The 23,647-nt window shown below is 75.4% G+C and carries 24 protein-coding genes; 18 read left to right on the top strand and 6 right to left on the bottom strand.

Annotated elements, in window-relative coordinates; genetic code table 11:
- From leuD to AC24FB_RS03090, 7 genes are all read left to right on the top strand, one after another.
- Positions 1–657: a 3-isopropylmalate dehydratase small subunit gene (gene leuD / locus AC24FB_RS03120; protein WP_425712835.1), complete on the top strand. Its 657-nt coding sequence runs from the start codon at positions 1–3 to the stop codon at positions 655–657.
- A 295-nt stretch (positions 658–952) separates the two neighbouring features.
- Complete coding sequence (gene murA / locus AC24FB_RS03115; RefSeq protein WP_425713186.1) at positions 953–2,272, top strand: UDP-N-acetylglucosamine 1-carboxyvinyltransferase; 1,320 nt, start codon at positions 953–955, stop codon at positions 2,270–2,272.
- Between the two features lie 332 nt (positions 2,273–2,604).
- Positions 2,605–3,594 (top strand): ABC transporter ATP-binding protein, encoded by a 990-nt coding sequence (locus AC24FB_RS03110; RefSeq protein WP_425712836.1) that lies wholly within the window; start codon positions 2,605–2,607, stop codon positions 3,592–3,594.
- Between the two features lie 44 nt (positions 3,595–3,638).
- Positions 3,639–4,553 (top strand): ABC transporter permease, encoded by a 915-nt coding sequence (locus AC24FB_RS03105; RefSeq protein ID WP_425712837.1) that lies wholly within the window; start codon positions 3,639–3,641, stop codon positions 4,551–4,553.
- Between the two features lie 121 nt (positions 4,554–4,674).
- The gene (locus tag AC24FB_RS03100) at positions 4,675–6,111 is read left to right on the top strand and encodes a sensor histidine kinase (RefSeq protein WP_425712838.1); all 1,437 of its coding nucleotides are present in this window, start codon (positions 4,675–4,677) and stop codon (positions 6,109–6,111) included.
- A complete protein-coding gene (locus AC24FB_RS03095; RefSeq protein WP_425712839.1) occupies positions 6,108–6,713 on the top strand; it encodes a response regulator transcription factor in 606 nt (201 codons plus the stop codon). The genes AC24FB_RS03100 and AC24FB_RS03095 overlap by 4 nt, the downstream gene beginning before the upstream one ends.
- 28 nt (positions 6,714–6,741) lie before the next feature.
- Complete coding sequence (locus AC24FB_RS03090) at positions 6,742–7,554, top strand: lysophospholipid acyltransferase family protein (protein WP_425712840.1); 813 nt, start codon at positions 6,742–6,744, stop codon at positions 7,552–7,554.
- Between the two features lie 136 nt (positions 7,555–7,690).
- Here the strand turns inward: AC24FB_RS03090 and AC24FB_RS03085 are convergent, their stop codons facing one another.
- Positions 7,691–8,470, bottom strand: a complete 780-nt coding sequence (locus AC24FB_RS03085) for an AMIN-like domain-containing (lipo)protein (protein WP_425712841.1) — start codon at positions 8,468–8,470, stop codon at positions 7,691–7,693.
- Between the two features lie 138 nt (positions 8,471–8,608).
- Here AC24FB_RS03085 and AC24FB_RS03080 point away from each other — a divergent pair, with 138 nt between their 5' ends.
- Positions 8,609–9,793, top strand: coding sequence for a D-alanine--D-alanine ligase family protein (locus tag AC24FB_RS03080; RefSeq protein WP_425712842.1), 1,185 nt, complete (start codon positions 8,609–8,611; stop codon positions 9,791–9,793).
- Position 9,794: 1 nt separating this feature from the next.
- On the opposite strand, the gene AC24FB_RS03075 is transcribed toward AC24FB_RS03080, so the two are convergent.
- Positions 9,795–10,382 (bottom strand): DUF3515 family protein, encoded by a 588-nt coding sequence (locus tag AC24FB_RS03075; protein WP_425712843.1) that lies wholly within the window; start codon positions 10,380–10,382, stop codon positions 9,795–9,797.
- Positions 10,383–10,420: 38 nt separating this feature from the next.
- Between AC24FB_RS03075 and AC24FB_RS03070 the strand changes: the two genes are divergently transcribed.
- Positions 10,421–11,494 carry a thiamine-phosphate kinase gene (locus AC24FB_RS03070; protein WP_425712844.1) on the top strand — a complete coding sequence of 358 codons (1,074 nt, stop codon included), beginning with the start codon at positions 10,421–10,423 and terminating at the stop codon, positions 11,492–11,494.
- A gap of 87 nt (positions 11,495–11,581) precedes the next feature.
- Here AC24FB_RS03070 and rpmB read toward each other — a convergent pair whose 3' ends face one another.
- A complete protein-coding gene (gene rpmB, locus AC24FB_RS03065) occupies positions 11,582–11,779 on the bottom strand; it encodes a 50S ribosomal protein L28 (protein ID WP_425708419.1) in 198 nt (65 codons plus the stop codon).
- Between the two features lie 233 nt (positions 11,780–12,012).
- Here rpmB and AC24FB_RS03060 point away from each other — a divergent pair, with 233 nt between their 5' ends.
- On the top strand, positions 12,013–14,274 hold the full coding sequence (locus AC24FB_RS03060; protein WP_425712845.1) for an ATP-dependent DNA helicase RecG: 2,262 nt from the start codon (positions 12,013–12,015) through the stop codon (positions 14,272–14,274).
- Positions 14,275–14,289: 15 nt separating this feature from the next.
- On the opposite strand, the gene AC24FB_RS03055 is transcribed toward AC24FB_RS03060, so the two are convergent.
- Both AC24FB_RS03055 and AC24FB_RS03050 read right to left on the bottom strand, forming a co-directional pair.
- A complete protein-coding gene (locus tag AC24FB_RS03055; protein WP_425712846.1) occupies positions 14,290–15,939 on the bottom strand; it encodes a DUF6297 family protein in 1,650 nt (549 codons plus the stop codon).
- A gap of 113 nt (positions 15,940–16,052) precedes the next feature.
- Positions 16,053–16,724: an ABC transporter ATP-binding protein gene (locus tag AC24FB_RS03050; protein ID WP_425712847.1), complete on the bottom strand. Its 672-nt coding sequence runs from the start codon at positions 16,722–16,724 to the stop codon at positions 16,053–16,055.
- Positions 16,725–16,829: 105 nt separating this feature from the next.
- Between AC24FB_RS03050 and rsmD the strand changes: the two genes are divergently transcribed.
- Genes rsmD through mutM form a run of 6 tightly spaced genes read left to right on the top strand, consistent with a single transcriptional unit; the run spans position 16,830 to position 21,009 of the window.
- On the top strand, positions 16,830–17,411 hold the full coding sequence (gene rsmD, locus AC24FB_RS03045; protein WP_425712848.1) for a 16S rRNA (guanine(966)-N(2))-methyltransferase RsmD: 582 nt from the start codon (positions 16,830–16,832) through the stop codon (positions 17,409–17,411).
- Positions 17,408–17,974: a pantetheine-phosphate adenylyltransferase gene (gene coaD / locus AC24FB_RS03040; protein ID WP_425712849.1), complete on the top strand. Its 567-nt coding sequence runs from the start codon at positions 17,408–17,410 to the stop codon at positions 17,972–17,974. The genes rsmD and coaD overlap by 4 nt, the downstream gene beginning before the upstream one ends.
- Positions 17,971–18,576, top strand: a complete 606-nt coding sequence (locus AC24FB_RS03035; protein ID WP_425712850.1) for a hypothetical protein — start codon at positions 17,971–17,973, stop codon at positions 18,574–18,576. The genes coaD and AC24FB_RS03035 overlap by 4 nt, the downstream gene beginning before the upstream one ends.
- Positions 18,573–19,247, top strand: a complete 675-nt coding sequence (locus AC24FB_RS03030; RefSeq protein ID WP_425712851.1) for a YceD family protein — start codon at positions 18,573–18,575, stop codon at positions 19,245–19,247. Before AC24FB_RS03035 ends, AC24FB_RS03030 begins: the two co-directional genes overlap by 4 nt.
- Positions 19,244–20,113 (top strand): ribonuclease III, encoded by an 870-nt coding sequence (gene rnc, locus AC24FB_RS03025; RefSeq protein ID WP_425712852.1) that lies wholly within the window; start codon positions 19,244–19,246, stop codon positions 20,111–20,113. The genes AC24FB_RS03030 and rnc overlap by 4 nt, the downstream gene beginning before the upstream one ends.
- A complete protein-coding gene (gene mutM, locus AC24FB_RS03020) occupies positions 20,113–21,009 on the top strand; it encodes a bifunctional DNA-formamidopyrimidine glycosylase/DNA-(apurinic or apyrimidinic site) lyase (protein ID WP_425712853.1) in 897 nt (298 codons plus the stop codon). Before rnc ends, mutM begins: the two co-directional genes overlap by 1 nt.
- 78 nt (positions 21,010–21,087) lie before the next feature.
- Here the strand turns inward: mutM and AC24FB_RS03015 are convergent, their stop codons facing one another.
- Positions 21,088–22,101 (bottom strand): SDR family oxidoreductase, encoded by a 1,014-nt coding sequence (locus AC24FB_RS03015; RefSeq protein ID WP_425712854.1) that lies wholly within the window; start codon positions 22,099–22,101, stop codon positions 21,088–21,090.
- 279 nt (positions 22,102–22,380) lie between these two features.
- On the opposite strand from AC24FB_RS03015, the gene AC24FB_RS03010 reads away from it, so the two are divergent.
- Entirely contained in the window at positions 22,381–22,974 is a 594-nt protein-coding gene (locus tag AC24FB_RS03010) for a TetR/AcrR family transcriptional regulator (protein WP_425712855.1), read from the top strand.
- A 10-nt stretch (positions 22,975–22,984) separates the two neighbouring features.
- Positions 22,985–23,632, top strand: a complete 648-nt coding sequence (locus AC24FB_RS03005; protein ID WP_425712856.1) for a response regulator — start codon at positions 22,985–22,987, stop codon at positions 23,630–23,632.
- The last annotated feature ends 15 nt before the right edge of the window (positions 23,633–23,647 follow it).

Below are 23,647 nucleotides of genomic sequence, written 5' to 3'. Positions count from 1 at the left end.
ATGGAGAAGTTCACCACCCACACCGGGGTCGGCGTCCCGCTGCGGCGCAGCAACGTCGACACGGACCAGATCATCCCGGCCGTCTACCTCAAGCGCGTCACCCGCACCGGCTTCGAGGACGCCCTGTTCGCCGCCTGGCGCGGCGACCCGGACTTCGTCCTCAACCAGCCGGCCTACGCCGGGGCGTCCGTGCTCGTGGCCGGCCCGGACTTCGGCACCGGCTCCTCCCGCGAGCACGCCGTCTGGGCGCTCAAGGACTACGGCTTCCGCGTGGTGCTGTCCACGAAGTTCGCCGACATCTTCCGCGGCAACTCCGGCAAGCAGGGCCTGGTCGCCGGCCAGCTCGCCGCCGAGGACGCCGAGGTGCTGTTCAAGATCCTCGAGTCCGAGCCGGGCACGCCCGTGACCGTCGACCTCGAGTCGCGCACGGCGACCGCGGGCGACGTCACCGTGCCGTTCCAGATCGACGACTACACCCGCTGGCGCCTGATGGAGGGCCTCGACGACATCGGGCTCACCCTCCAGAAGGAGGACAGCATCGAGGCGTTCGAGCAGACGCGCGCCGACTGGCGCCCCAAGACGCTGCCCGCCCGCACGCTGGGCCCGGGCGAGGTCACGCTCGCCCGCCCGGTCGGCGAGGAGGCCGCTCTCGGCTGAGCCGCGTCGGTCGGCACCGGCGCGGGACGCCCGACGAGGCGCCCGCGCCGGCGGCCGTTCGTCGTCGTCGGACGCCCCGGTCCTCGCCGTCCCGACGTGAGGCGGGGATGAGAGCTCTCTCCCCGCGACGCCCCGTGAGTGCCCTCACGGCGGTCCGGGGGAGGCGCGACGTATCCTGAACGGCGTCACGCGCCGACCGGTGCGCGGCACCGCCCCCGGCTGGCCCAGGGGCCCACCGCGTCCGGCGACCGCCCGCGGCGCACGGATCGGAGGCTCGATGAGCGACCTGCTGACGATGAACGACGTCCTGACGATCGAGGGCGGTCGGCCCCTGAGCGGCGAGATCACGGTCCGCGGCGCGAAGAATCTCGTCTCCAAGGCGATGGTGGCCGCGCTGCTCGGCGAGACGCCCTCGGAGCTGCGCAACGTCCCCGACATCCGCGACGTCGAGGTCGTCTCCGGCCTGCTGAGCATCCATGGGGTCGGCATCGAGCACGACCACGAGGCCGGCGTCCTGCGGATGGACCCGAGCAACGTCGAGTCGGCGCACGTCGCGGACATCGACGCCCACGCGGGGTCCTCGCGGATCCCGATCCTCTTCTGCGGCCCGCTGCTGCACCGCCTCGGCGAGGCCTTCATCCCGGACCTCGGCGGCTGCCGCATCGGCGACCGACCGATCGACTTCCACCTCAACATCCTGCGCGAGTTCGGCGCGGTCGTGGACAAGCAGCCCTCCGGCATCGCCATCACGGCGCCGAAGGGCCTCAAGGGCTCCGTCATCGAGCTGCCCTACCCGTCGGTCGGCGCCACCGAGCAGACCCTGCTCACCGCCGTGCGCGCCGAGGGTCGCACCGAGCTGCGCGGCGCCGCGACCGAGCCCGAGATCCTCGACCTCATCGCCGTCCTGCAGAAGATGGGCGCGATCATCTCGGTCGACACCGACCGCACGATCCGCATCGAGGGCGTCGACCGCCTCGAGGGCTTCCGGCACAACAGCCTCTCCGACCGCATCGAGGCCGCGTCCTGGGCCTCCGCCGCGCTCGCCACTGGCGGCGACATCCTCGTCAAGGGCGCGACCCAGCCCGAGATGATGACCTTCCTCAACACCTTCCGGAAGGTCGGGGGCGCGTTCGACGTCCGCGACGACGGCATCCGCTTCTGGCACCCCGGCGGCGACCTCCAGCCGATCGTCCTCGAGACGGCCGTGCACCCGGGCTTCATGACGGACTGGCAGCAGCCGCTCGTCGTGGCGCTCACGCAGGCCGAGGGGCTGTCGATCGTCCACGAGACCGTGTACGAGAACCGGTTCGGCTTCACCGAGGCGCTGCGCGGCATGGGCGCCGAGATCCAGGTCTACCGCGACTGCCTCGGCGGCTCGCAGTGCCGGTTCGGGCAGCGGAACTTCTACCACTCGGCCGTCATCTCCGGCCGGACCCCGCTCAAGGCGGCCGACATCGTCGTGCCCGACCTGCGCGGCGGCTTCTCCCACCTCATCGCGGCGCTCGCCGCCGAGGGCACCTCCCGGGTCAGCGGCATCACGCTCATCAACCGCGGGTACGAGCACTTCATGGACAAGCTCGAGGCCCTCGGCGCCGCCGCCTCGATGACCGACTGATCGATGTCCGACTGACACCGCCGGGCCCCTCCGGGTCCCGAAGCACCACCCCGCCCGACGCCGGAGCGCACCTCGCGCTCCGGCGTCGGGTCGTTCGGTGGCCGGGTGCCGTCACGGGGGTTCATCGAGATTGCGGTTGGTGCACGAACCGAGACCACGGCGCGCACCAACCGCAATCTCGACGACGACGAACCGCAATCTCGACGACGACGAACCGCAATCTCGACGACGGGGTGGGATGACAAACCTCATGGGGCGGCCGTGACGGGGCCAGGAGAGCCGGTGAGTGCACGCACTGGGGGGAGCGGGTAACCGGCGGCATCGTGGATGCCATGACGACGACGACCAGCACCCAGGCACCCCACCGACCCGGCCCCGGCACCGAGACCGACACCGTCATCGAGGCGCGCGACCTGCGCCGGTCCTACGGCTCCGGCAAGGACGCCTACGAGGCCGTGCGCGGCATCGACCTCACCGTCCGCCGCGGCGAGCTGTTCGCGCTGCTCGGCACCAACGGCGCCGGCAAGACCTCCACCCTCGAGGTCCTCGAGGGCCTCGGCCGGAGGAGCGGCGGCACCGTCTCCGTCCTCGGCGGCGACCCCGTCAAGGACCGCGCCCGCATCCGTCCCCGCACCGGCGTCCTGCTCCAGGAGGGCGGGTTCGTCGCCGAGCTCACCGTCATGGACACCGCCCGCTCGTGGCACGGCACGCTGCCCAGCTCGATCGGGCCCGAGGCCGCGCTGTCGATGGTCGAGCTCGACCACCGCCTCGACGTCCGCGTCCCGTCCCTGTCCGGCGGCGAGCGGCGCCGCCTCGACCTCGCGCTCGCGCTCATGGGCGACCCGGAGCTCCTCTTCCTCGACGAGCCGACCGCCGGCCTCGACCCGCAGTCGCGCGCCGTCCTGTGGGACCTCGTGCGCGCCCGGCTCGCGAGCGGGACGACCGTCGTCCTCACCACGCACTACCTCGAGGAGGCCGAGTCCCTCGCCGACCGGATCGCCATCATGCACCAGGGCGAGATCGTCAGGGAGGGCACGCTCGCGGACATCGTCGCCGACGAGCCGGAGCGGATCTCCTTCACCACCGCCGGCACCGAGCACCTGCCCGTCGCCGGACTGCCGCACCTGCTCGCCCGCCCCGCCCACGAGCGCGGCCGCACGGTCCTCGAGACCCACGACCTCCAGGCCACCCTCACGGCGCTGCTGACCGCCGCGTCCGACGCCGGCGTCCGCATCGAGGGGCTCGACGCCCGCCACGCCTCGCTCGAGCAGGTCTTCCTCGGCGTCGCAGGCTCCGAGCTCGACCAGCAGGCCGCCGCATGAGCGCCCGGGCCGCCACCGACCGTACCGACCGTCAGGAGAACGTCATGACCACCGACCAGTCCGTCGCGACGACCGACCGCGCCACCGCCGAGAACCCGTACGGCGCGGGGCGGCCCCGCCCCGCGGCCGGCGCGGAGGAGCCGCCCACGGCGACCCCGCGCCGCACCGGCCCGCTCGGCCGCATCGCCTCCCTCGCCGTCGCCGAGCTCAAGGTCCTGCGCCGCAACTCCGTGGCCGCGTTCTACGCGATCGCCATGGCGCCGGCCATGCTGCTGCTGATGACGACCCTCCCCGTCTGGGAGGACATCGCGTCCGTCGCCGGCCCCTCGATGTCCGTGCGCGCGCTGGGCATGCTCGCGATCTTCGGCATCGTCATGGCGATCTACTTCAACCTCACGACGGCGGCCGTCGCCCGCCGCGAGTCCCTCGCCCTCAAGCGGCAGGTCTCCGGCACCGCCCGGCCCTGGGAGGTGCTCACCGCCCTGGCGATCCCCAACACGGCGGTCTTCCTCGCCCAGGTCGTCATCGCGTTCGCCGTGGTCGCCACCCGCATGGAGATGCCGGCGCTGACCAACCCGCTCGTCGCCGTCGTCGGCGTCCTCCTCGGCGCCATCGTCTTCGCCCTGCTGGCCTACGTGACGACCATCGTCACCCGGACCGCCGAGTCCGCCCAGCTCACCACGATGCCGATGATGCTCGTCGGCCTCGTCATCTCCGGCGCGCTCGTGCCGATGTCGGTCCTCCCCGACACCGCGGCCACCGTCCTCGAGCTCCTCCCGGTCATGCCGATCACGGAGCTCGTCACGATCGGCCTCGGGGGCACCTCGCTGGCCGGACAGGAGCTCAGCCTCATGGAGACCTTCACCCACGCGGCCCGCCCCGCGGCCGTCCTCGCCATCTGGATCGCGGTCCTCGCCGTCGTCGTCTCGAAGAAGATGCCGTTCGAGCCGCGCCGCTGACCGCGGTGCCGGCCGGCCGCCGACCAGCGACCGACCGCGACCCGCCGACCCTCCGGGCCGGGTCCGCCACCTGTGGCGGGCCCGGCCTGGAAGACTGTCCACCCCGGAGGAAGGACGATCGATGAAGGTGCTCGACCGCTGGCGCAGCTCGACCGACGCCGCCCGGTTCGAGGCGTACACGTGGTGGTCGATCGCGGTCCTGCTCTGGATCGTCCCCTTCTTCGCCTTCGGATCCTCCGTCGCCGCCACCGAGGGCGTGACCGTCGCGGAGTCGGATGCTCCGGTCCCTCTCACCCGGACCTGGACCATCGTCGTCCTCGTGGGCGCCGGCGTCCTGCACGCGCTGGCGGACGTCCGTGCCGCGCGCGAGTCCTGGTCGGTGCGCCTCGGGCGGGGCACGTCGAGCGCCACCACGCTCGTCCTGCTCGTCGCGACGACCGCCCTCCTCGTGGTCGCCGCCGTGCTGGTCGTCCCGACCTCCGAGGACCCGTTGAGCGACGGCGATTTCGTCGTCGTCGTGGCGATCACGGCGGCGCTCGCCTCCTACGGGGCGCGGTGGAGCTTCCGGACGCTGGCCCTGGCGGTGCTCCCGGCGGCCGCCCTCAGCGGCGTCGTGCGGCTGCTCTCGGACGCGTCCGCCGGGCGCGAGGCGCTCGTCGTGCTGGTCGCCGACGGCCTCGTCATCTTCGGCTTCGGCGCCTCGATCTGGCTCTCGGCCTGGATGGTCGAGGTGGTGCGCCGCCTCGAGCAGTCCCGCGAGGTCGAGGGGAGGCTCGCCGTCGCCGAGGAGCGGCTGCGCTTCTCCCGGGACCTCCACGACACCGTGGGCCGCTCCCTCTCGGCGATCGCCGTCAAGTCCGAGCTCGCCGCCGAGCTCGCGCGCCGCGGCCGGGGGGAGGCGGCCGAGGAGATGACGAGCGTGCGCGACCTCGCCCACGACGCGCTCGCCGAGGTGCGCACCGTTGCCGCCGGCTACCGCGCGGTCAATCTCACCGACGAGCTCGAGGGTGCCCGCTCGCTCCTGCGCTCGACCGGCGCGGTCACCACGATGACCGGGGACGTCGACGGTGTCGGGCCCGTCGCGCAGGACGTCCTTGCCTGGGTGGTCCGGGAGGGCGTGACGAACGTCGTCCGACACTCGTCCGCCCGCGAGGTCACCCTCACGCTCGCCCGCGAGGACGGGGACGCGGTCCTCACCCTCGTCAACGACGGCGCCACCCTCGGGGCGGACGAGGCGGACACCGACGGAGCGACGCCCCACGGCACCGCCGCCGACGGGCGTCGGGGGAGCGGCCTCGCGGGCCTCGAGGAGCGCCTCGCCCGGGTCGGCGGCCGGCTGACGACCGAGCGCGACGGCGAGCGGTTCGTGCTCGTCGCCCGCGTCCCCGCCGACGCCGCAGGACGGCAGGGCTCGCCCGCGGAGGCGGCGTCGTCGGCCGCGAGCGCGCCCTCGCCCGAGCCGGGAGCGACCGACGGCGCCGACCCCGCCACCGGCGCGGCCGCCGGTGCCGCTCCGCCCGCCGCCCCACCCTCGACCACCACGGAGGTGGCCCGATGATCCGGCTCCTGCTCGCCGACGACGAGACCCTCATCCGCGACGCCCTCGCCTCGCTGCTGCGCCTCGAGGACGACATCGACGTGGTGGCGGTCGCCGCCTCGGGCACGGAGGCGCTCGACGCCGCGCGCAAGCACGAGCCCGACGTGGCGGTCCTCGACCTCCAGATGCCCGGGCTCGACGGCATCGAGGCCTCCGAGGAGATCGCGCGGGCGGTCCCCGGTTGCCGGTCGATCATCGTCACGAGCCACGGCCGGCCCGGCTACCTCAAGCGCGCACTGTCCGCGGGCGTCTCGGGGTTCCTCCCGAAGACGGTGTCCTCGACCGTGCTCGGCCAGGTGGTCCGGCAGGTCCACGACGGCGGCCGGTACGTCGACCCGCAGCTCGCCGCCGAGGCCATCGGGGCGGGCGACTCCCCGCTCACCGCGCGCGAGGCCGATGTCCTCGAGCTCGCCGCGCAGGGCGCCCCGGTCGAGGAGATCGCCGAGCGCGCGCACCTGTCCACCGGGACCGTGCGCAACTACCTCTCGTCGGCCACCCACAAGCTCGACGCCGCCAACCGCCACGAGGCGGTGCACAAGGCGCGCGAGCACGGCTGGATCTGAGGGGCCGGGCCGCGCGTACCATCGCCCGGTGCCTCGACCCGTCCCGCCCGCGCTCGCCGCCGTCGCCGGGCTGGTCGTGCCGCCGCTGCGCCTGCTCGTGGGCCGCCGGTGGTCCGGCGGGGAGCACGTGCCGCCCACGGGTGGGTTCGTCGTCGCCTCGAACCACGTCTCCAACCTCGACCCGTTGCTCGTGGGCGACTTCCTCCAGGCCCACGGCGCGCCGCCGGCGTTCCTCGCCAAGTCCGAGCTCTTCACGTCGGGGCCGGTCGGGCGGATCCTGCGCGCCGCCGGCCAGGTCGAGGTCCGCCGGGACGCCGAGGACGCGGACCGGGCGCTCGATCACGCGCGCGAGGCGCTCGCGGACGGACGCTGCGTCGTCGTCTACCCCGAGGGGACCTTCACCCGCGACCCCGACCTGTGGCCGATGACCGGGCGGAACGGCGCGGTCCGGCTCGCGCTCGAGGCGGGAGTGCCGATCGTCCCGGTGGTCTCCTGGGGCGGCCAGCGGGTGCTGCCCCCGTTCACCTCGCGGTTCCGGCCGCTGCCGCGGACCACCGCCGAGGTCGTGGCGGGCCGGCCGATGGGTCGCGCCGAGCTCCTGGGGGACGGCGGGGGAGCGGGGCGGGAGAGCCACGGCGTCGTCGCGGACTCCTCGGACGCCGGGAACGGCTCCGACGACGTGGCGGCCCTGACGCCGGAGGCGCTGACCCGCGCGACGGACCGGGTGATGGACCGGCTGGCCGCGATGCTGTCGGTGGTGCGCGGCGAGCCAGCGCCGGAGCACCGCTGGGACACCCGGGTCGACGGCGACCCGCACCCCCGGCGCCGCACCGCGCGCTGACCCCGGTCCGGTCGCCGCCACCTCGCCGGCAGGCACCACTCCGCGGGTGTGAGGAAGGCCCGTCCGACGTCGACGAGCCCGGACGTGCCGACCGGCCGGACCCGTCATCGGGTCCGGCCGGTGGGGTCCGGGGTGCCTAGCCGGCGATCTCGATGTCGATGACGAGGCGCAGCGGGTCGGGCAGGACGAACACGCGGTAGGGGCGGGCCGAGTCGACGCCGAGGACCACCTGGATCTGGCCCTCGAACGGGGAGGACACGTAGGCCTCGGTGACGCCGGTGCCGTCGACCGCGTACACGCCGTCGGCGAACTCCTCGCCCTCCTCGGGGTACCGGAAGCCCGAGACCGAGACGTGGAGGAACGCGTTGCCGTCGATGTCGATCGGGGTGCCCGAGCCGTCCTCGACCGGGTCGCCCGTGTAGTCGGCGTACCAGCCGGGGTTGCCGCCCTCGCCCTCGAGGTCGACCACGACGCGGTCGTAGTACGGGTGGATGCCCGAGCGGACGTCGACGGCGAGCAGCGGGCCGCCGGCCGGGTCGCCTGCGCCCTCGTCCGAGCTGCCGGGGGAGATCCACTGCGCGTCCGTGCCGCCGGGCTCCTGCTCGTCGCTCGAGCCCTCCTCGGTGGCACCGGCCGCGCCGTCGCTCCCGTCGGCGTCCTCGTCCTCGAGCTCGTTGAGGTCGGAGCCGCTCTCGGAGCCGGACTCGGCGGCGGACCCGGACTCGGCAGAACCGGTGCCCTCCTCGCTCGAGGGGGCCTCCGTGGGGGAGTCCTCGCTGGGCGAGCCCGACTGCTGGGTCGGGGTGTCGACGTTCGCGCCGTCGTCGGGGCCGGAGTCGTCCTCGGCCGAGCAGGCGACGAGCGTGACGAGGAGGGCGGCGGTGGCGGCAGTGGCTGCCGCGCGACGAGCGCGCACGTGATCTCCTTCATGATCTGGGGAAAGGGCGGTCGGGGGCCCGCCTGGTCGGCATCGATCCTGCCTCACGAGTGGCGCGGATCCGTCACGGCGTGGTCACAGGACAGACGCGATCAGGTGGCCGTTAGGCTTCGGTCGATGACTATCGAGACCCCGGCCACAGACCGCAGGATCCGCGTCGCCCTGGTGTTCGGCGGGCGCAGCGGTGAGCACGAGATCAGCTGCGCGACGGCCGCCGGTGTGATGCGGGCGCTCGACCCGGATCGTTACGAGATCGTGCCCGTCGGCATCACCCGGGAGGGCCGCTGGGTGCAGGGACCGACCGACCCGGCCACGCTCGAGCTCGCCGCCCACGGCGCCGTCACCGAGGGCGCCGACGTCCTGCTCCGGCTCGACGGCGGCCGGGAGCTCGTCGTCGAGGACAGCCCCGCGGCGGATGCGGTAGCCGCGTCCGGCCCGACCGGCTCTGCCGCCACCGGTGTCGAGAGTGCGGCTCAGGGGCTGCGCGCGCTCGGGCGCGTCGACGTCGTCCTGCCCCTCCTGCACGGACCGTTCGGCGAGGACGGCACGCTGCAGGGGCTGCTCGAGATGGCGGACGTGCCCTACGTGGGCTCGGGCGTCCTCGCCTCGGCCGCGGGCATGGACAAGGACGTGATGAAGGTGCTGCTCGCCGCCCGCGGGCTGCCCGTCGGCCCGTACGTGTCCGTCCCCGCGCGCCGCTGGGCCACGGAGCCCGACGCCGTGCGCGCCGAGGTCGCCGCCCTCGGCCTCCCGCTGTTCGTCAAGCCGGCCCGGGCAGGCTCGTCGATCGGCATCAGCAAGGTCGCCGACCTCGCCGAGCTCGACGCAGCGATCGATCAGGCCCACGCGCACGACCCGAAGGTGGTCGTCGAGGCGGGCATCGACGGGCGCGAGATCGAGTGCGGCGTGCTCGGCGGTCGCGGCACGTCCGCGCCGCGCGCCTCGCTGCCCGGCGAGATCGTCCTCGACGGCGCGCCCGCCGGCTTCTACGACTACGAGGCCAAGTACGTCGACACCGACGGCCTGGAGATGGCGGTCCCCGCCGACATCCCCGAGCACGTGGCCGCCCGCGTCCGCGAGCTCGCCGTCCGGGCCTTCGACGCCATGGGCTGCGAGGGGCTCGCGCGCGTGGACTTCTTCGTCGACGGCGAGACGATCGTCGTCAACGAGATCAACACGATGCCCGGCTTCACGCCCTTCTCGATGTTCCCGGTGGTGTGGGAGGCGAGCGGCGTTCCCTACGGCGAGCTCCTCGACGAGCTCATCACGCTCGCGCTCGCGCGGCCCGTCGGCCTGCGCTGACTCAGCCGGCGCCGTCCGTCGCCGTCTCGTCCGTGGCGGTCTCGTCCGTGGCGCTCCCGTCCGACGACGACTCCGCCTCGGCGGACTCGACCTCGGCCGCGCCCACGCAGCTCGCCACGTGCTCGGTGGCCTCGACCGCACCGTCGAGGTCGACGAGCACCGCGGACGCCTGGTCGGCCAGCTCCGGCGGGACGACCACCTCGATCGCCGGCCGACGGCCGTAGGAGACCCAGGTCGACTCGACGCCGTCGCTCGCGCCCTCCTCGAGGACCGCGCCGGCGTCGGTGTGGATCCAGTCGTGGATCCGCCCGTCGGGCAGCTCGATCGACAGGCACTCGGCCGTGGTCGGCGGGGGCGGCTCGACGCCGCAGCGCAGCGTGATCGCCGGGTCGCCCCAGGCGGTCGAGGCCTGCGACGTGGTCGACCGCCGCTCGCCCTCGGCCAGGACGTCCGGGGTGGCCTGGAGGACGGCGCCGCAGTCCGGGGCGGCCGCCGACGGCGCGGCCTCGAGCGAGACGGGCGTGCCGCAGGCGCCGAGGAGCAGCGCGGTCAGGACCGCCGCCGGGGCGAGGGGGCGACGGCGAGGCATGTCCGCAGGGTACGTCGCGCGCTGGGTAGCGTGTCCGGGTGACCGTCCCGCCGAGCAGTTCCGACCAGCAGCCGCGAGTCGACGACCGGGACGGCACCACGCCCACGGTCCGCGACGTCGGCGAGGACGGGGTGCTCGCCGTGCTCCTGCCCGAGCTCCCGGCCGGCGACGGCACGATCGTCGGTCCCGGCGACGACTGCGCGGTCGTCGCGTCGACCGACTCCCGGCTCGTCGTCAGCGCGGACATGCTCGTCGAGGGCCACCACTTCCGTACCGACTGGGGCACCGGCGTCGACGTCGGGTGGCGGGCCGCGGCCCAGAACCTCGCCGACGTCGCCGCGATGGGCGCGGCCCCGCTCGCCCTCGTCGTCTCGCTCGGCCTGCCCGGGGCGACCCCGCTGACGTGGGTGCGCGACCTCGCCCGGGGCCTCGCGCTCGCCTGCCGGCCGATCGGGGTGGGCGTGGTCGGCGGCGACCTCACCGCGTCCGAGCGCCTCGTCGTCTCCGTCGCCGTCCACGGCGACCTCCAGGGCCGCGACCCCGTGCTGCGCCGCGGCGCCCGACCCGGGGACGTCCTCGCGCACGCCGGCGTGCTGGGCCGTGCCGCCGCCGGGTACGCGCTGCTCGACGCGGGCGCACGGGACGCCGGGGAGGGGCCGGGGCGCGACCCGCTCGTGGCCGCCTTCCTCCGACCGGACCCGCCGGTCGCGCTCGGGCCCCTGGCGCAGGAGGCCGGCGCGACCGCGATGATCGACGTCTCCGACGGCCTCGTGCGCGACGCGGGCCGGATCGCGCGGGCGTCCGGTGTCGTCGTCGACCTCGACTCCCGGGCGACGCTCGCTGCCGATCGCGACGCCCTCGCCGGTGCTGCCGCAGAGCTCGGCGCCGACCCGGCCGAGTGGGTCCTGCGCGGTGGCGAGGACCACGGGCTGCTCGCCACCTTTCCGTCCGATGCCGCGCTTCCGGCGGGCTTCCGGGCGATCGGCCGCGTCCTCGGCGCGGGCGAGGCGGCGGCGGAGACACCCCCGCCCGTGGTCGACGGGGTCGGCGGCGCGGTCCTGCTCGACTCCCGCCCGGTCGGCGGGATCGGCGGCTACGACCACTTCGTCTGACAACGGACCTGGGAACGACGAAGGACCCCGCCCGACGGGCGAGGTCCTTCGTTCACGCGGCCGGCCGAGAGCCGGTTCGCGGAGGTGTCAGCTCTTGACGTAACGCGTGACCTTGTCGGCCTTGAGGCACGAGGTGCACACGTTCATGCGCTTCGGCGCGCCGTCGATGTTGGCGCGGATGCGCTGGATGTTCGGGTTCCAGCGGCGCGACGTGCGCACGTGGGAGTGCGACACGGTCTTGCCGAAGCTGGGGTGCTTGCCACAGATGTCGCAGGTCGCAGCCACGGTGGATCTCCTGAGCTCGTACGGGGCGGCCGCGACGGGAGCCGCGGGCCGATGGTCGACACGCCCATTCGACGGCCGGGGCCGGACGGGCAACCGGGACAGCGTACCCGAGTCGGCACCCCCGCCCCAAGGGGCGGCGGCCCCCCGTCGCGTGCGTTGAGACACAGGGGAGAGTCGCGCGGGCCTGGGGATGCGCAGGTCCCGACGTCGGTGGCTCACCGTAACCTGGCCCCGTGACAGGCGTGGCGGCTCACCGTGCGGGCGAGGACCCGGCCGGGCTCGACTCTCCCGTGAGCCGGCTCGTGCGCAAGGCCGCCGCGGACAAGTTCGCCCGGCTCGGCGTGCGCACGCAGCGCGACCTCCTGCGGCACTACCCGTTCCGGTGGGTCGCCCCCGGCCGCCTCTCCTCCCTCGCGGACCTGCGCCCCGGCGAGCAGGTGACCGTCGTCGCGGAGGTCGTCGGCGCCGAGACCCGCGTCTCCCGGGCCGGCGGGCGCGGCGGCTCCCGGCTCGTCGTGACGATCACCGACGGCTCCGCCTTCCTCACGCTCGTCTTCTTCGGCTCGTCCCCGCGCTCGTTCGGGATGCACACGCGCCGCCTGCGCGCCGGCGTGCGCGGCCAGTTCACCGGCGAGGTCTCCGTCTTCCGCGACGAGCTCCAGCTCACCCACCCCGACTACCAGACCTTCGAGGCGGGCGAGGACGGTGCCGAGGCGGAGGCCCTCGCCGCCGAGGAGGCGCTCCGCCCCACGCCGATCTACCCGGCCACCCGCGGCCTGCCCTCGTGGGTGATCGCCGCGACCGTGCGCTCGGTCCTCGACCCCCTGCGGCCCGGCGACCTGCCCGAGCCGCTCCCGGCCGGCTACCGCGCCGAGCACGGCCTCCTCGGCTCGCTCGAGGCGCTGCGGGCGATCCACCATCCGGCCGACGAGCGGGAGGTCGCCGCCGGAGCGCTCACCCTTCGCCACGAGGAGGCCTTCCTCGTCCAGACGGCGCTCGCCCGCCGCCGGGCCGAGGCCGCCGGGGACGGCGCCGAGCCCAACGCCGCGATCGACGCCGGCCTGCTCGCCGCCTTCGACGCCGCCCTGCCGTTCACCCTCACGCGCGGCCAGTCCGAGGTCGGCGCCGCGATCGCCGAGGAACTGTCCGGCACGGTCCCCATGCAGCGGCTCCTGCACGGCGAGGTCGGCTCGGGCAAGACCGTCGTCGCCGCCCGCGCCATGCTCCAGGTGGTCGACGCCGGCGGCCAGGCCGCGCTGCTCGCCCCCACCGAGGTCCTCGCCCAGCAGCACCACCGCGCGCTGAGCGCCCTGCTCGGCCCGCTCGCCCGCGCCGGCCGTCTCGACGCCCCGGACGGTCCCGCCACCCGGGTCGGCCTGCTCACCGGCTCCCAGCCGGCCGCCACCCGCCGGGACGAGCTCGCGCGGCTCGCGTCGGGGGAGACCGGCATCGTCGTCGGCACGCACGCCCTGCTCACCGATACCGTGCAGATCCCGTTCCTCCGCCTCGTCGTCGTCGACGAGCAGCACAAGTTCGGGGTCGAGCAGCGCGACGCCCTGCGCATGCGCGGCGAAGCCGTGCCGCACCAGCTCATCATGACCGCGACCCCCATCCCGCGCACCGTCGCGATGACGGTCTTCGGCGACCTCGAGACCTCGGTCCTCGGGGAGCTGCCCGCGGGGCGCTCACCGATCGCCACCACCCTCGTCCCTGCCGCCAACGCCCGGTGGATGGCGCGCGTGTGGGAGCGCGTGCGCGAGGAGGTCGACGCCGGAGGGCGCGCCTACGTCGTCGTCCCCCGGATCGATGCCGGGGACTCCGACGACGCCCCCGCCCAGGGAGCGACCGGCGGGGCGCCCGACGACGCACCTCGCCCGCTCCCGTCCGCGTCCGTGGAGGAGACCTCGGCGCTGCTGGCGGCGGAGCAGGCGCTCGCCGGCGTACGGGTCGGGGTCCTGCACGGGCGGATGGCGGCCGACGAGAAGGACGCGGCCATGGCGGCCTTCGCCTCCGGCGAGACGCCGGTGCTCGTGGCCACCACCGTGGTCGAGGTCGGCGTGGACGTGAGCGAGGCGAGCATCATCGTCGTCCTCGACGCCGACCGCTTCGGCCTGTCCCAGCTCCACCAGCTGCGCGGCCGCGTGGGTCGTGGGTCGCGGCCCAGCATCTGCCTCGTCGTCAGCGGCGTCGAGCCCGGCACGCCCGCCTGGGAGCGGCTCGAGGTCTTCGCCTCGACCTCGGACGGCTTCGCCCTGGCCGAGGCGGACCTGTCGATGCGCCGGGAGGGCGATGTGCTCGGCACCGCCCAGTCCGGGCGTACGAGCGGGCTGCGGCTCCTCCGGCTCGCGCGGGACGCCGACGTCATCGCCGCCGCCCGGACCGCCGCCCGCGAGCTCGTCTCGGGCGACCCGGACCTCGAGCGCCATCCGGGCCTCGCGGACGCGATCGCGATCGAGCTGGCCGACGGCGAGGACGAGTTCCTCGACAAGTCGTGAGACTGCGTCGCCGGGCTACTCCTCGTACGGGGGTGGCGGGGACGTGACGACGGACGCGACGAGCAGCGAAACGGCGAGCGCGATCGCGGTGAGGACGCCGAGCGGAGCGCCGGCCCAGACCGCGAGCCCGACCGCGACGGAGGCGACGACCCCGACGTCGGGCCCTGTGAGCAGCAGCATGATCGACCCGACCGGCACGGGGCCCATGGGGGAAGGGGCGACCGGACCGGTGCCCTCGTCGTCCTTGCGGTAGGCCCAGCGAAGCGCCGCCCCGGCCCAGCCGAGCGCGGCGGAGGCGAGGACCGGCACCCACGCGAGGACGTCGAGGGCCGGGCCCCGGCCGCCGGACGCGTGGAGACCGAGGACGATCGCAGCCCCGACGACGAACGGCGCGAGCGCCACCCACGACCACACGAGGCGGGTCACGCGGTGCGCGCGGGCACTCATCGGCAGGTGCGCGTCGAGCCCCTCGCGCGTGCGGGCGATGCGGGCGCCGGTCGCGCTCGCGCACGCCGAGACGTAGCCGAGCGTGCCGACGGCTACCGGGAGCAGCCACGCGGGCGCCCCGCGGACGTCGGCCACGAGCGCGAGGGCGAGCACCGCGAGCAGGGGCCGCAGCGCGAGGGCGGGGCGGCGCAGCGTGGCCGCGGCGTCGGCCGCGAGCAGCGCCGCCGGGGCCCGCAGGCTGCGGGGCAGGCGGGCGAGGAGCCCCCACCGGGCCCGACGCCGCACGACCGGCGCGCCGTCGGCGGCCGTGAGCGCCCCGAGGGTGCGGGTGTCGAGGGTGGCGAGAGCGAACGTGGCGGACCCCGCGACCCCGCCGCCGCGCGCGAGTTCGGCGTCCGGGATCCGCTCGACGCTGCGCCGGGCGAGCACGCCGGCCACCACAGCAGCCGCCAGCCCCAGCCCCGAGACGGCGAGCAGGACGGGCACCGGCGGCAGGGCCGGGACGGGGGGCGCCGTGACGAGAACGACGAGCGCACCTGCGACGACGACGAGAAGTGCCGCTCCCGTGGCGACGTCGACCGCCCGGCGGGTGGTCCGGCGTCGGGCCGGTGATGCGGGCGCGGAGGCGAGGTCGTCGAGCGTCCGGGGCGCCTCGTGGACGTCGGCGCGGGCCGGATGATCCTCGCCGGCGTGCTCGGCCGAGTCGTCGACCGGCCCGGCGGTCTGGGCCGGGACGAGGGCGAGGCAGGCCGCGCCGGTGAGCGTCGCGGCGAGCGCGGCGGCGGAGGCGACGGGTCCGGCGGCGACCTCCTGCCCGCCGAGGGCGGTGGCCGCGATCGCCCCCAGACCGCCGCCGACGACCGCGCCGAGGGCGGGCCACCGCCACGCCGCCGGACCGATGAGCGAGAGCCGGTCGACCGGCAGCGGCAGCCACCAGCGCACGCGCTCGCGGTCGAGCCCCACCGGACCCAGGCGGCGCGAGAACCGGACCACGGAGAAGAGGGCGGCCGCGAGGGCGAGCAACCAGAGCCAGCCGGCGTCGACCCGGCCGGCGGCGCCCTCGGCGCCCTGGGCGAGCAGGCCCGCGTCCCGGGCCGCGTAGAGCGCGGCGGCCAGGGCCATCGCGGCGGCGAGGACGCCCATGTAGACGTCGGCGAGGGTGTCGGCGAGCGTCGTCGACGCGCCGAGGGACCGTCGCACCTCGGTCCAGCGGCGCACCGACCGACCGGACGGCCACCAGGTCGCCGCCGGCGCCGTGGGTGAGGGTCCGCCGGCCGGTCCGCCGGCCGGTCCGGGAGCCGAGCTCGCCCCGCCCCCCGGCCCGCCCGCCGTCACAGGCCGGCCACGAGGTCGGCGCCGTCCTCGGCGTCGGTGATCCGCACGCCGTCGTCGGACAGGACGAGCACCGAGGTGGCGGCGAGCTGCACCGTGGCCGGGTCGTGCGAGGCGAACAGGACCGCCCGCCCGGCCTCGCGCTCGTCGGCGAGCCGGTCCGCCACCCGGTGGCGCGCCCCGGTGTCGAGTCGGGACTCGGGCTCGTCGAGGACGAGGAGCTCGCGGGGCCGGGCGAACGCGGCGGCGAGCAGGAGGCGGCGGCGCTGGCCCGACGAGAGCGCGGACGGCACCGCGCGCGAGCGTTCGGCCAGCCCGAACTCGGTGAGCAGCTCGCCCGCGAGCTCGCCGGGGGAGTCGCCACCGTGCCCGAGCGCGGTGAGCTCGAGGTGCTCGGCGGCGGACAGGCCGGGGAAGAAGACCTCGTCGCCGAGGTCGTGCGAGATCGCGGCCCGCTGGCGCGCCGAGCGCGGGTCGGGCGCCCGGCCGTCGATGCGCGCCTCGCCGCCAAGGGCGGGCAGCATGCCGAGGACCGTGCGCAGGACCGTCGACTTGCCCGTGCCGTTGACGCCGACCACCGCGAGCGCCTCGCCCGGGCCCACCGAGAACGTGACCGGCGGGCACACGGGGAACGCGTACCCCACCACCAGGTCCGTCGCCTCGAGCCGCATCCCCGCAGGTTACGCGCGGCGACGCGGTACCCAGCGAGCGGGTCCGGCCCGGCGATCGGGTGCGGTGCCACGAGCGGGTCCGTCCTCCCGTCGTAGGCTGCGCGGGTGACACGGATCGTGGCGGGCACCGCCGGCGGGCGCTCGCTCAAGGTGCCGCGCTCGGGCACCCGGCCCACCTCCGAGCGGGTCCGCGAGGCCCTCTTCTCCTCGCTCGCGTCGATGGGGGCCGTCGAGGACGCGGTCGTCCTCGACCTCTACGCCGGCTCCGGCGCGTTGGGCCTCGAGGCCGCCTCCCGGGGTGCCCGCGCGGTCACCCTCGTCGAGCGGGCGGCCCCGGCGGCCGCCGTCATCCGGGACAACGTCCGGACCCTCGGCCTGGCGGTCGCCCGGGTCGTCACCGCCGACGCCGCCGCCCACGCCGCGTCCCCGGCCGCGGAGCCCGCCGACCTCGTCCTCCTCGACCCGCCCTACGACCTCGCGGCGGCCGACCTCGACGCCGTCCTGGCCTCCCTCGCGAGCAACGGCCACCTCGCGGACGGCGCGATCGTCGTCGTCGAGCGGGACCGCCGTGCCCCGGAGCCGAGCTGGCCCGCCGGGCTGTTCCCCCTGCGGACCCGCCGGTACGGCGACACCACCGTCCACGTCGCCGCCCACGAGGCCCCGGCGGCTACCGTGGACGCACCATGAGTCTTGCCGTCTGCCCCGGTTCGTTCGACCCGGTCACCCTCGGTCACGTCGACGTCGTCCGCCGCGCCCGCGCGATGTTCGACGAGGTCGTCGTCGCCGTCGCCACGAACGTCGCCAAGCGCTACCTCTTCACCGACGACGAGCGGGTCGACCTCGTCCGCCGCGCGGTCGCCGACCTCGACGGGGTGCGCGTCGAGCTCGTGCCCGGCCTGCTCGCGCAGTACTGCGCGGAAGTCGGGGCGAGCGCGATCGTCAAGGGCCTGCGCGGCGCCGCCGACGTCGACGCCGAGCAGGCGATGGCCCTGATGAACCGCCACCTCACCGGGGTGGAGACCGTGTTCGTCATGGGCGACCCGCGGCTCGGCCACGTCGCCTCCTCGATGGTCAAGGACGTCGCCCGCCACGGCGGCGCGGTCGACGACCTCGTGCCGGCCGACGTCGCCGCCGCCCTGCCCCTCGCCCTGCGCCGCACCTCCGGCGGCCCGGGCGCCCGCGTCGTCCCCGCCACCGGCGGGCCCGGCCCGGACGCCACCCCGCCCCGACACCCAGGAGTCCAGGTATGACCTCCGAGCCCATCGACGCCACCCACGACGCCGGGGAGTCGCTGCTCGCGATCCTCGACGAGCTGAGCCGGATGGTGACGCAGGCCCGCTCGATGCCGATGTCCTCCTCGGCGATCGTCAACCGCGCCGAGGTCCTCGACCTCATCGCGTCGGCGCGCGCGGTGGTCCCCGAGTCGATCGCGGCGGCCGACACGATCGTCGCGGACGCCGACGCCGTCCTCGAGCGCGCCCGCACGCAGGCCGAGGAGATCGTCCACGACGGCGAGCAGCAGGCCGCCCGCCTCGTCCAGGACGAGCCCGTCCTCGCCCAGGCCACCGAGCAGGCCCGGCGCATCGTGGCCGAGGCGGAGGACGCCGCCGCGCGCCGCGCCGCCGACGCCGACTCCTACGCCGGCCAGCACCTCGGCCGGTTCGAGAAGGAGCTCGACGCCCTGCTCCAGCAGGTCCGCGCCGGCCGCGAGTACCTCGCCGGGGGAGCGGGTCTGTCCCGGCCCGGGCAGGGGGCCGACGACCGGGAGGGCGCCGAGCGCCGCGACGGCGGCGACCGCCGAGAGCAGCGCTCCGAGCACCGCCCCGAGCACGGCCGCCCGGAGTCCCGATGAGCTCCCCGCTGACCGTCTCGATCCGGGACCTCGCGCGCCGCGCCGGCTCGGTGCGCCAGGTCGAGCTCGCCGCGCCGGCGCCCGAGGAGATGGGCAACGAGGTCCTGCGCGTCCCGCAGGGCTCCGACATCGACCTGGACCTCACCCTCACCGCGGTCTCCGACGGCATCCTCGTCACCGGCCCCGTCCGCGCCCGCCTCGCCGGCGAGTGCACGCGCTGCCTCGACCCGATCGACACCGAGGTCACGGCGGAGCTGACCGAGCTCTTCTACCACCCGGACGTGCGCGCCCGGCTCGTCGAGGACGGCGACGAGGACGCGGAGGAGTACCCGGTCGTCGACGGCGACGACCTCGACCTCGAGGTCGCCGTGCGCGACGCGATCGTCCTCGACCTCCCGTTCACCCCGCTGTGCCGGCCTGACTGCCCGGGCCTGTGCTCCGTGTGCGGGATCCGTCTCGCGGACGCCGAGCCGGGCCACGCGCACGAGGACGTCGACCCCCGGTGGGCCGCCCTGTCCGCGCTCGCGAGCGAGGACGCGCCGGTGCACGGCGCCGTCGTCAGCGACCCGGACGCCGGATACACCCAGGCCGGCGACCCGGGGGCCGGGGGAGCGGACGACGAGGCACCGACCTCCTCCGCCGACGCCCCCGACCCGCGAGGCCGGGAGTGACCCGGAACAGGAACCGGCAGCAGACCGGCGAGGGCCCGGCCCGTCGCTCCGACGTCGAGCGGCTCACCGACGCCCTCGGCGTGGCGATCGACCCCGAGCTGCTCGTCCTCGCCCTCACCCACCGCTCCTTCGCCCACGAGGCCGGTGGTCTGCCGACCAACGAGCGGCTCGAGTTCCTCGGCGACTCCGTCCTCGGCGTCATCGTCACCGAGCACCTCTACCGCACGCACTCCGACGTGCCCGAGGGCGACCTCGCCCGGATGCGCGCGGCCACGGTGTCCCAGAAGGCGCTCGCCGTCGTCGCCCGCGAGCTCGACCTCGGCGACTACGTCCTCCTCGGCCGCGGCGAGCGCACCTCCGGCGGCCGGGAGAAGGACTCGATCCTCTCCGACGCCGTCGAGGCCATCATCGGCGCCGTCTACCTCGGCCACGGCCTCGAGCCCACCCGCGAGGTCGTCACCCGTCTCGTGGGTCCGATGCTCGAGCACGCCAGCTCGCTCGGCGCCGCGCTCGACTGGAAGTCCTCCCTCCAGGAGGCCGCCGCGGCGAAGGGGCTCCCGGCGCCCACCTACGAGATCAGCCACGAGGGCCCCGACCACGCCAAGGTGTTCACCGCCGTCGTCACGTTCTCGGGCGAGGTGGCCGGCACGGGCGCGGGCTCGTCGAAGAAGGTCGCGGAGGCCGAGGCCGCCGAGGCCGCGTACGCCTGGGTGACCGGGCCGTCGGAGGCGAGTGACGGCGTCGGGCAGGAGGGTTCCTCGAACGACGAGACCCCGAACGACGAGGTGCCCGACGACGAGACCCCCGATGCGTCCCCGTCCGCCGCGCCCGCGGGTGACGCCGGCCCGGCGGGGACCACCGCGTAGTGCCCGAGCTGCCCGAGGTCGAGGTCGTCCGCGCCGGCCTGGTCCCCGCACTCGTGGGACGCACGGTCGCCGACGTCGAGATCCGCCACCCCCGCGCCGCGCGGAACACCGCTGGCGGGGCCCACGCGTTCCGCGCCCTCACCGGCCGGGAGGTCGTCGGCGCGGTCAGGCGCGGCAAGTACCTGTGGCTGCTGCTCGACGATGCGTCCGACGCCCTCCTCGCCCACCTCGGCATGTCCGGGCAGATGCTCGTCCAGCGGCCCGGCACCGACCTCGCCCCCGGCCCGCACCTGCGGGCCCGCCTGCGCACCGACGACGGCAGCGAGGTGTGGTTCGTCGACCAGCGCACCTTCGGGTACGTCGACCTCACGCGCACCGTGCCCACCCCGGACGGCGGGCCGGGCGGCCTCGGCTCGCCCGAGCCAGTGCTCCCGGCGCCGGTCGCGCACGTCGCCCGCGACCTCCTCGACCCGGACCTCGACCTGACGGGACTCGTCGCCCGGACCCGGCGCCGCCGCACCGAGGTCAAGCGGGCGCTGCTCGACCAGACCCTCGTCTCCGGGGTCGGCAACATCTACGCCGACGAGGCGCTGTGGCGCGCCCGCCTGCACGGCACGCGAGCCACCGACGCGCTGCCCGCCTCGCGGCTGCGCGAGCTCTACGAGGCCGCCGCCGCGGTGATGGCCGAGGCCCTCGCGCAGGGCGGCACGAGCTTCGACGCCCTCTACGTGAACGTCGCCGGCACGCCAGGCTACTTCGCCCGAAGTCTGCAGGTCTACGGGCGCGCAGGGGAGCTGTGCACGCGGTGCGGAGCGGGCATCGCACGGGCGCGGTTCATGAACCGCTCGAGCCACTTCTGCCCGGTCTGTCAGCGAGAGCCTCGGGTCAGGCGGTGAGGGGAGGCAGCTCGCGCTGATGTGCTCGTCGGGGGTGCGCGGCCAGGTCCCGTCGCGTCGACGCAGGTCGCGGCGTCGTCACGACGTCTCCGTCCCGTCCAGGGCGAGGATCTGGGCGCCGCTGCGCCGGAGGCGGTCGAGGTACGCGGCCGGGTCAAGCAGCTGCGAGGGGAAGTGCAGCCCGGAGGGCACCGGGTCGCCGCCCCCGAGGCCGGCCAGGCGTTCGAGCACCATCGCGACCCCGAGGCCGGTCGGAGACATCTGCCCCTGGGGATGCACGACCGCCTGCCGCAGGCGCAGCGGTCGGCCCTGCGGATCCTCACCGACGAGCTCGACGAGGATCTCGGTGGACAACGCCCCGCCCGCACGGCGGGCAGAGGTGACCCCCTCGGCGAGGTCGAACCGGATGTCCGGGGCGCCGGTCGCGGTCCCGAGCACGACGACGTCGAACGGGGAGAGCGCCGCGGCCTGCATCTCCGTGCCGTCGGCCGCTCGGACGATGGACCCCAGGTCTTCCTCGGGGAGCCAGGAGTACGCGCCGTCGCTGCGGACCATGGCCGGTGTCGTCGCTCCCACGGCCCGCTCCAGGTCCGCGACCTGGGCGGGTCCGCCCGCGTCCTGCTCGTCGAGCACGGCGGCCAGGCGGATCCGGTCGACACGCGCGAACCGCTCGGCGAGGTGGAGGGCAGGGATCGTTGTCGCCGCGACCAGCCACTCGGCGCCCAGCACGATCGGCGCGGCGTGCGGTCGGGCGGCGGAAGCTGCCACCTCGGGGGCCATCTCGTGGACGCCCAGCGCCGAGATCCCGATGTGCCCCGCTCCGCGCTCCTGCGCGAGGCGCAGCACGGACAGGGCCCCGTCCCTGAACAGGGTGGCGACGGCTGCGACGGGGCGGTCGCCGAGGCCGAGGTCCGGGGCGCCGAGGTCCAGACGCACGGCCTCCGCCGCGCCGACCTCCTCGGCGACCCTGCGTGCCCTTGAGAGGTCGCGCCCGCCGATGAGCAGCGGCACCGTCGGGTGCGCGTCGCGCAGGTGCCGGGCGGTCCAGCGTCCGATGAGGCCGGATCCCCCGGCCAGCAGGATCGGGTCCATGTCGTTCTCCTGCCTGCAGCTAGTAACCTACGAACAGTAGGTTCAATGCACGTTAACCTACTATTCGTAGGTTGAGCAACGGCGGCGCGCGAGGACGGCGGGGAGAACGTGGCGGAGTTCGAGACGAGCGACCCGCGGGAGATCGCGCGGGGGGCTGTGCGACGGACCGCGCGGGCGCAGCCAGGGGCCGCACGGGGGGCTGTGCGACGAACCGAGCGGGCGCAGCCGGAGGCCGCGCGGGGCGTGGACGGGACGGCGGCCCCGGCCGGAGACGCTCGCGTGGCTCGGGGCGGCAGAGCTCGACTCACGCGCGCCGGGCGTCGTGACCAGCTGCTGACGACAGCGACGCGCATCCGGCAGGAGGAGGGTGCGGACAGGCTGACGCTGGGCCGCCTCGCCGAGCGCGCCGGGGTCTCCAAGCCGGTGGTCTACGACCACTTTCACGCACTGGAGGACCTGCAGATCGCGCTGTACCGCACCCTGCACGAGCAGCAGCTGGACGCCGTGCGCGCAGCCCTCACGCAGGGGGAGGCCCGCCCCGGGTCGACGATCGATGCCCTGGCCGAGGCCTACATCCGCTGCGCGGCCGACGTCGACGCCGACTGGCGGGCGCTCTCCGGCAGCGCGCAGAAGGACGCCGTCTTCCAGGAGCTGCTGGACAGCTGCGTGGACCTGTTCGTCGACGTTCTCGGCCCCCGCGCCGAGGTGCCGTCGGCAGAGCTGCGTCGACGGTGCACGGGCCTGGTCGGCGCAGGCGAGGCGCTCGCCGCGGCCTGCGTGCGAGGGGAGTGCCGGACGAGCGACGGCGCTCGGTCGCTGGCCGCGCTGATGCAGGGGGCACTCGCGCCCGGTGGGCGCCGCGGCGACGGATAGCATCGGCACCATGACGAGCGAGGCCAACGGCGACGTCCGGGTGATGATCATCGACGATCACGAGATCGTCCGGAGGGGCATCGCCGAGGTCGTCGACCGGGCCGAGGGGCTCACCGTCGTGGCCGAGGCCGGGTCGGTCGCCGATGCTCTGCGGCGCGCCGAGCTCGTCCGGCCCGACGTCCTGCTCGTCGACCTCCAGCTCGGCGACGGCTCGGGCATCGACCTCATCAAGGCCCTCGCCGAGAAGGTGCCCGGCGCCCACCCCGTGGTCCTCACGAGCTTCGACGACGACGACGCTCTCGCCGCCGCCCTCGACGTCGGGGCGAAGGCCTACCTGCTCAAGACCGTCCGCGGCGCGGAGATCGCCGACGTCGTGCACGCGGTCGCCCAAGGGCGCACCCTGCTCGACGCCCGCACCGTCACCCGGCGCCGTGCCTCGCACGACGACCCGACCGCCGACCTCACCCCCTCCGAGCGCAAGGTGCTCGACCTCATCGGGGACGGCCTGTCCAACCGTGAGATCGGGGAGAGGCTCGGGGTGGCGGAGAAGACCGTGAAGAACCACATCACGAGCCTGCTGAGCAAGATGGGCCTCCAGCGCCGCACGCAGGTCGCCGCCTGGGTCGCGGGCCAGCGGGCCGCCGGCTGGCGCGGCTGAGCGACCGGGCGGACG

It is taken from the genome of Georgenia sp. Z1344, from assembly GCF_057652375.1.
Note: the sequence above shows the minus strand (reverse complement) of the source record. Positions and strands in the feature narration are given on the sequence as shown.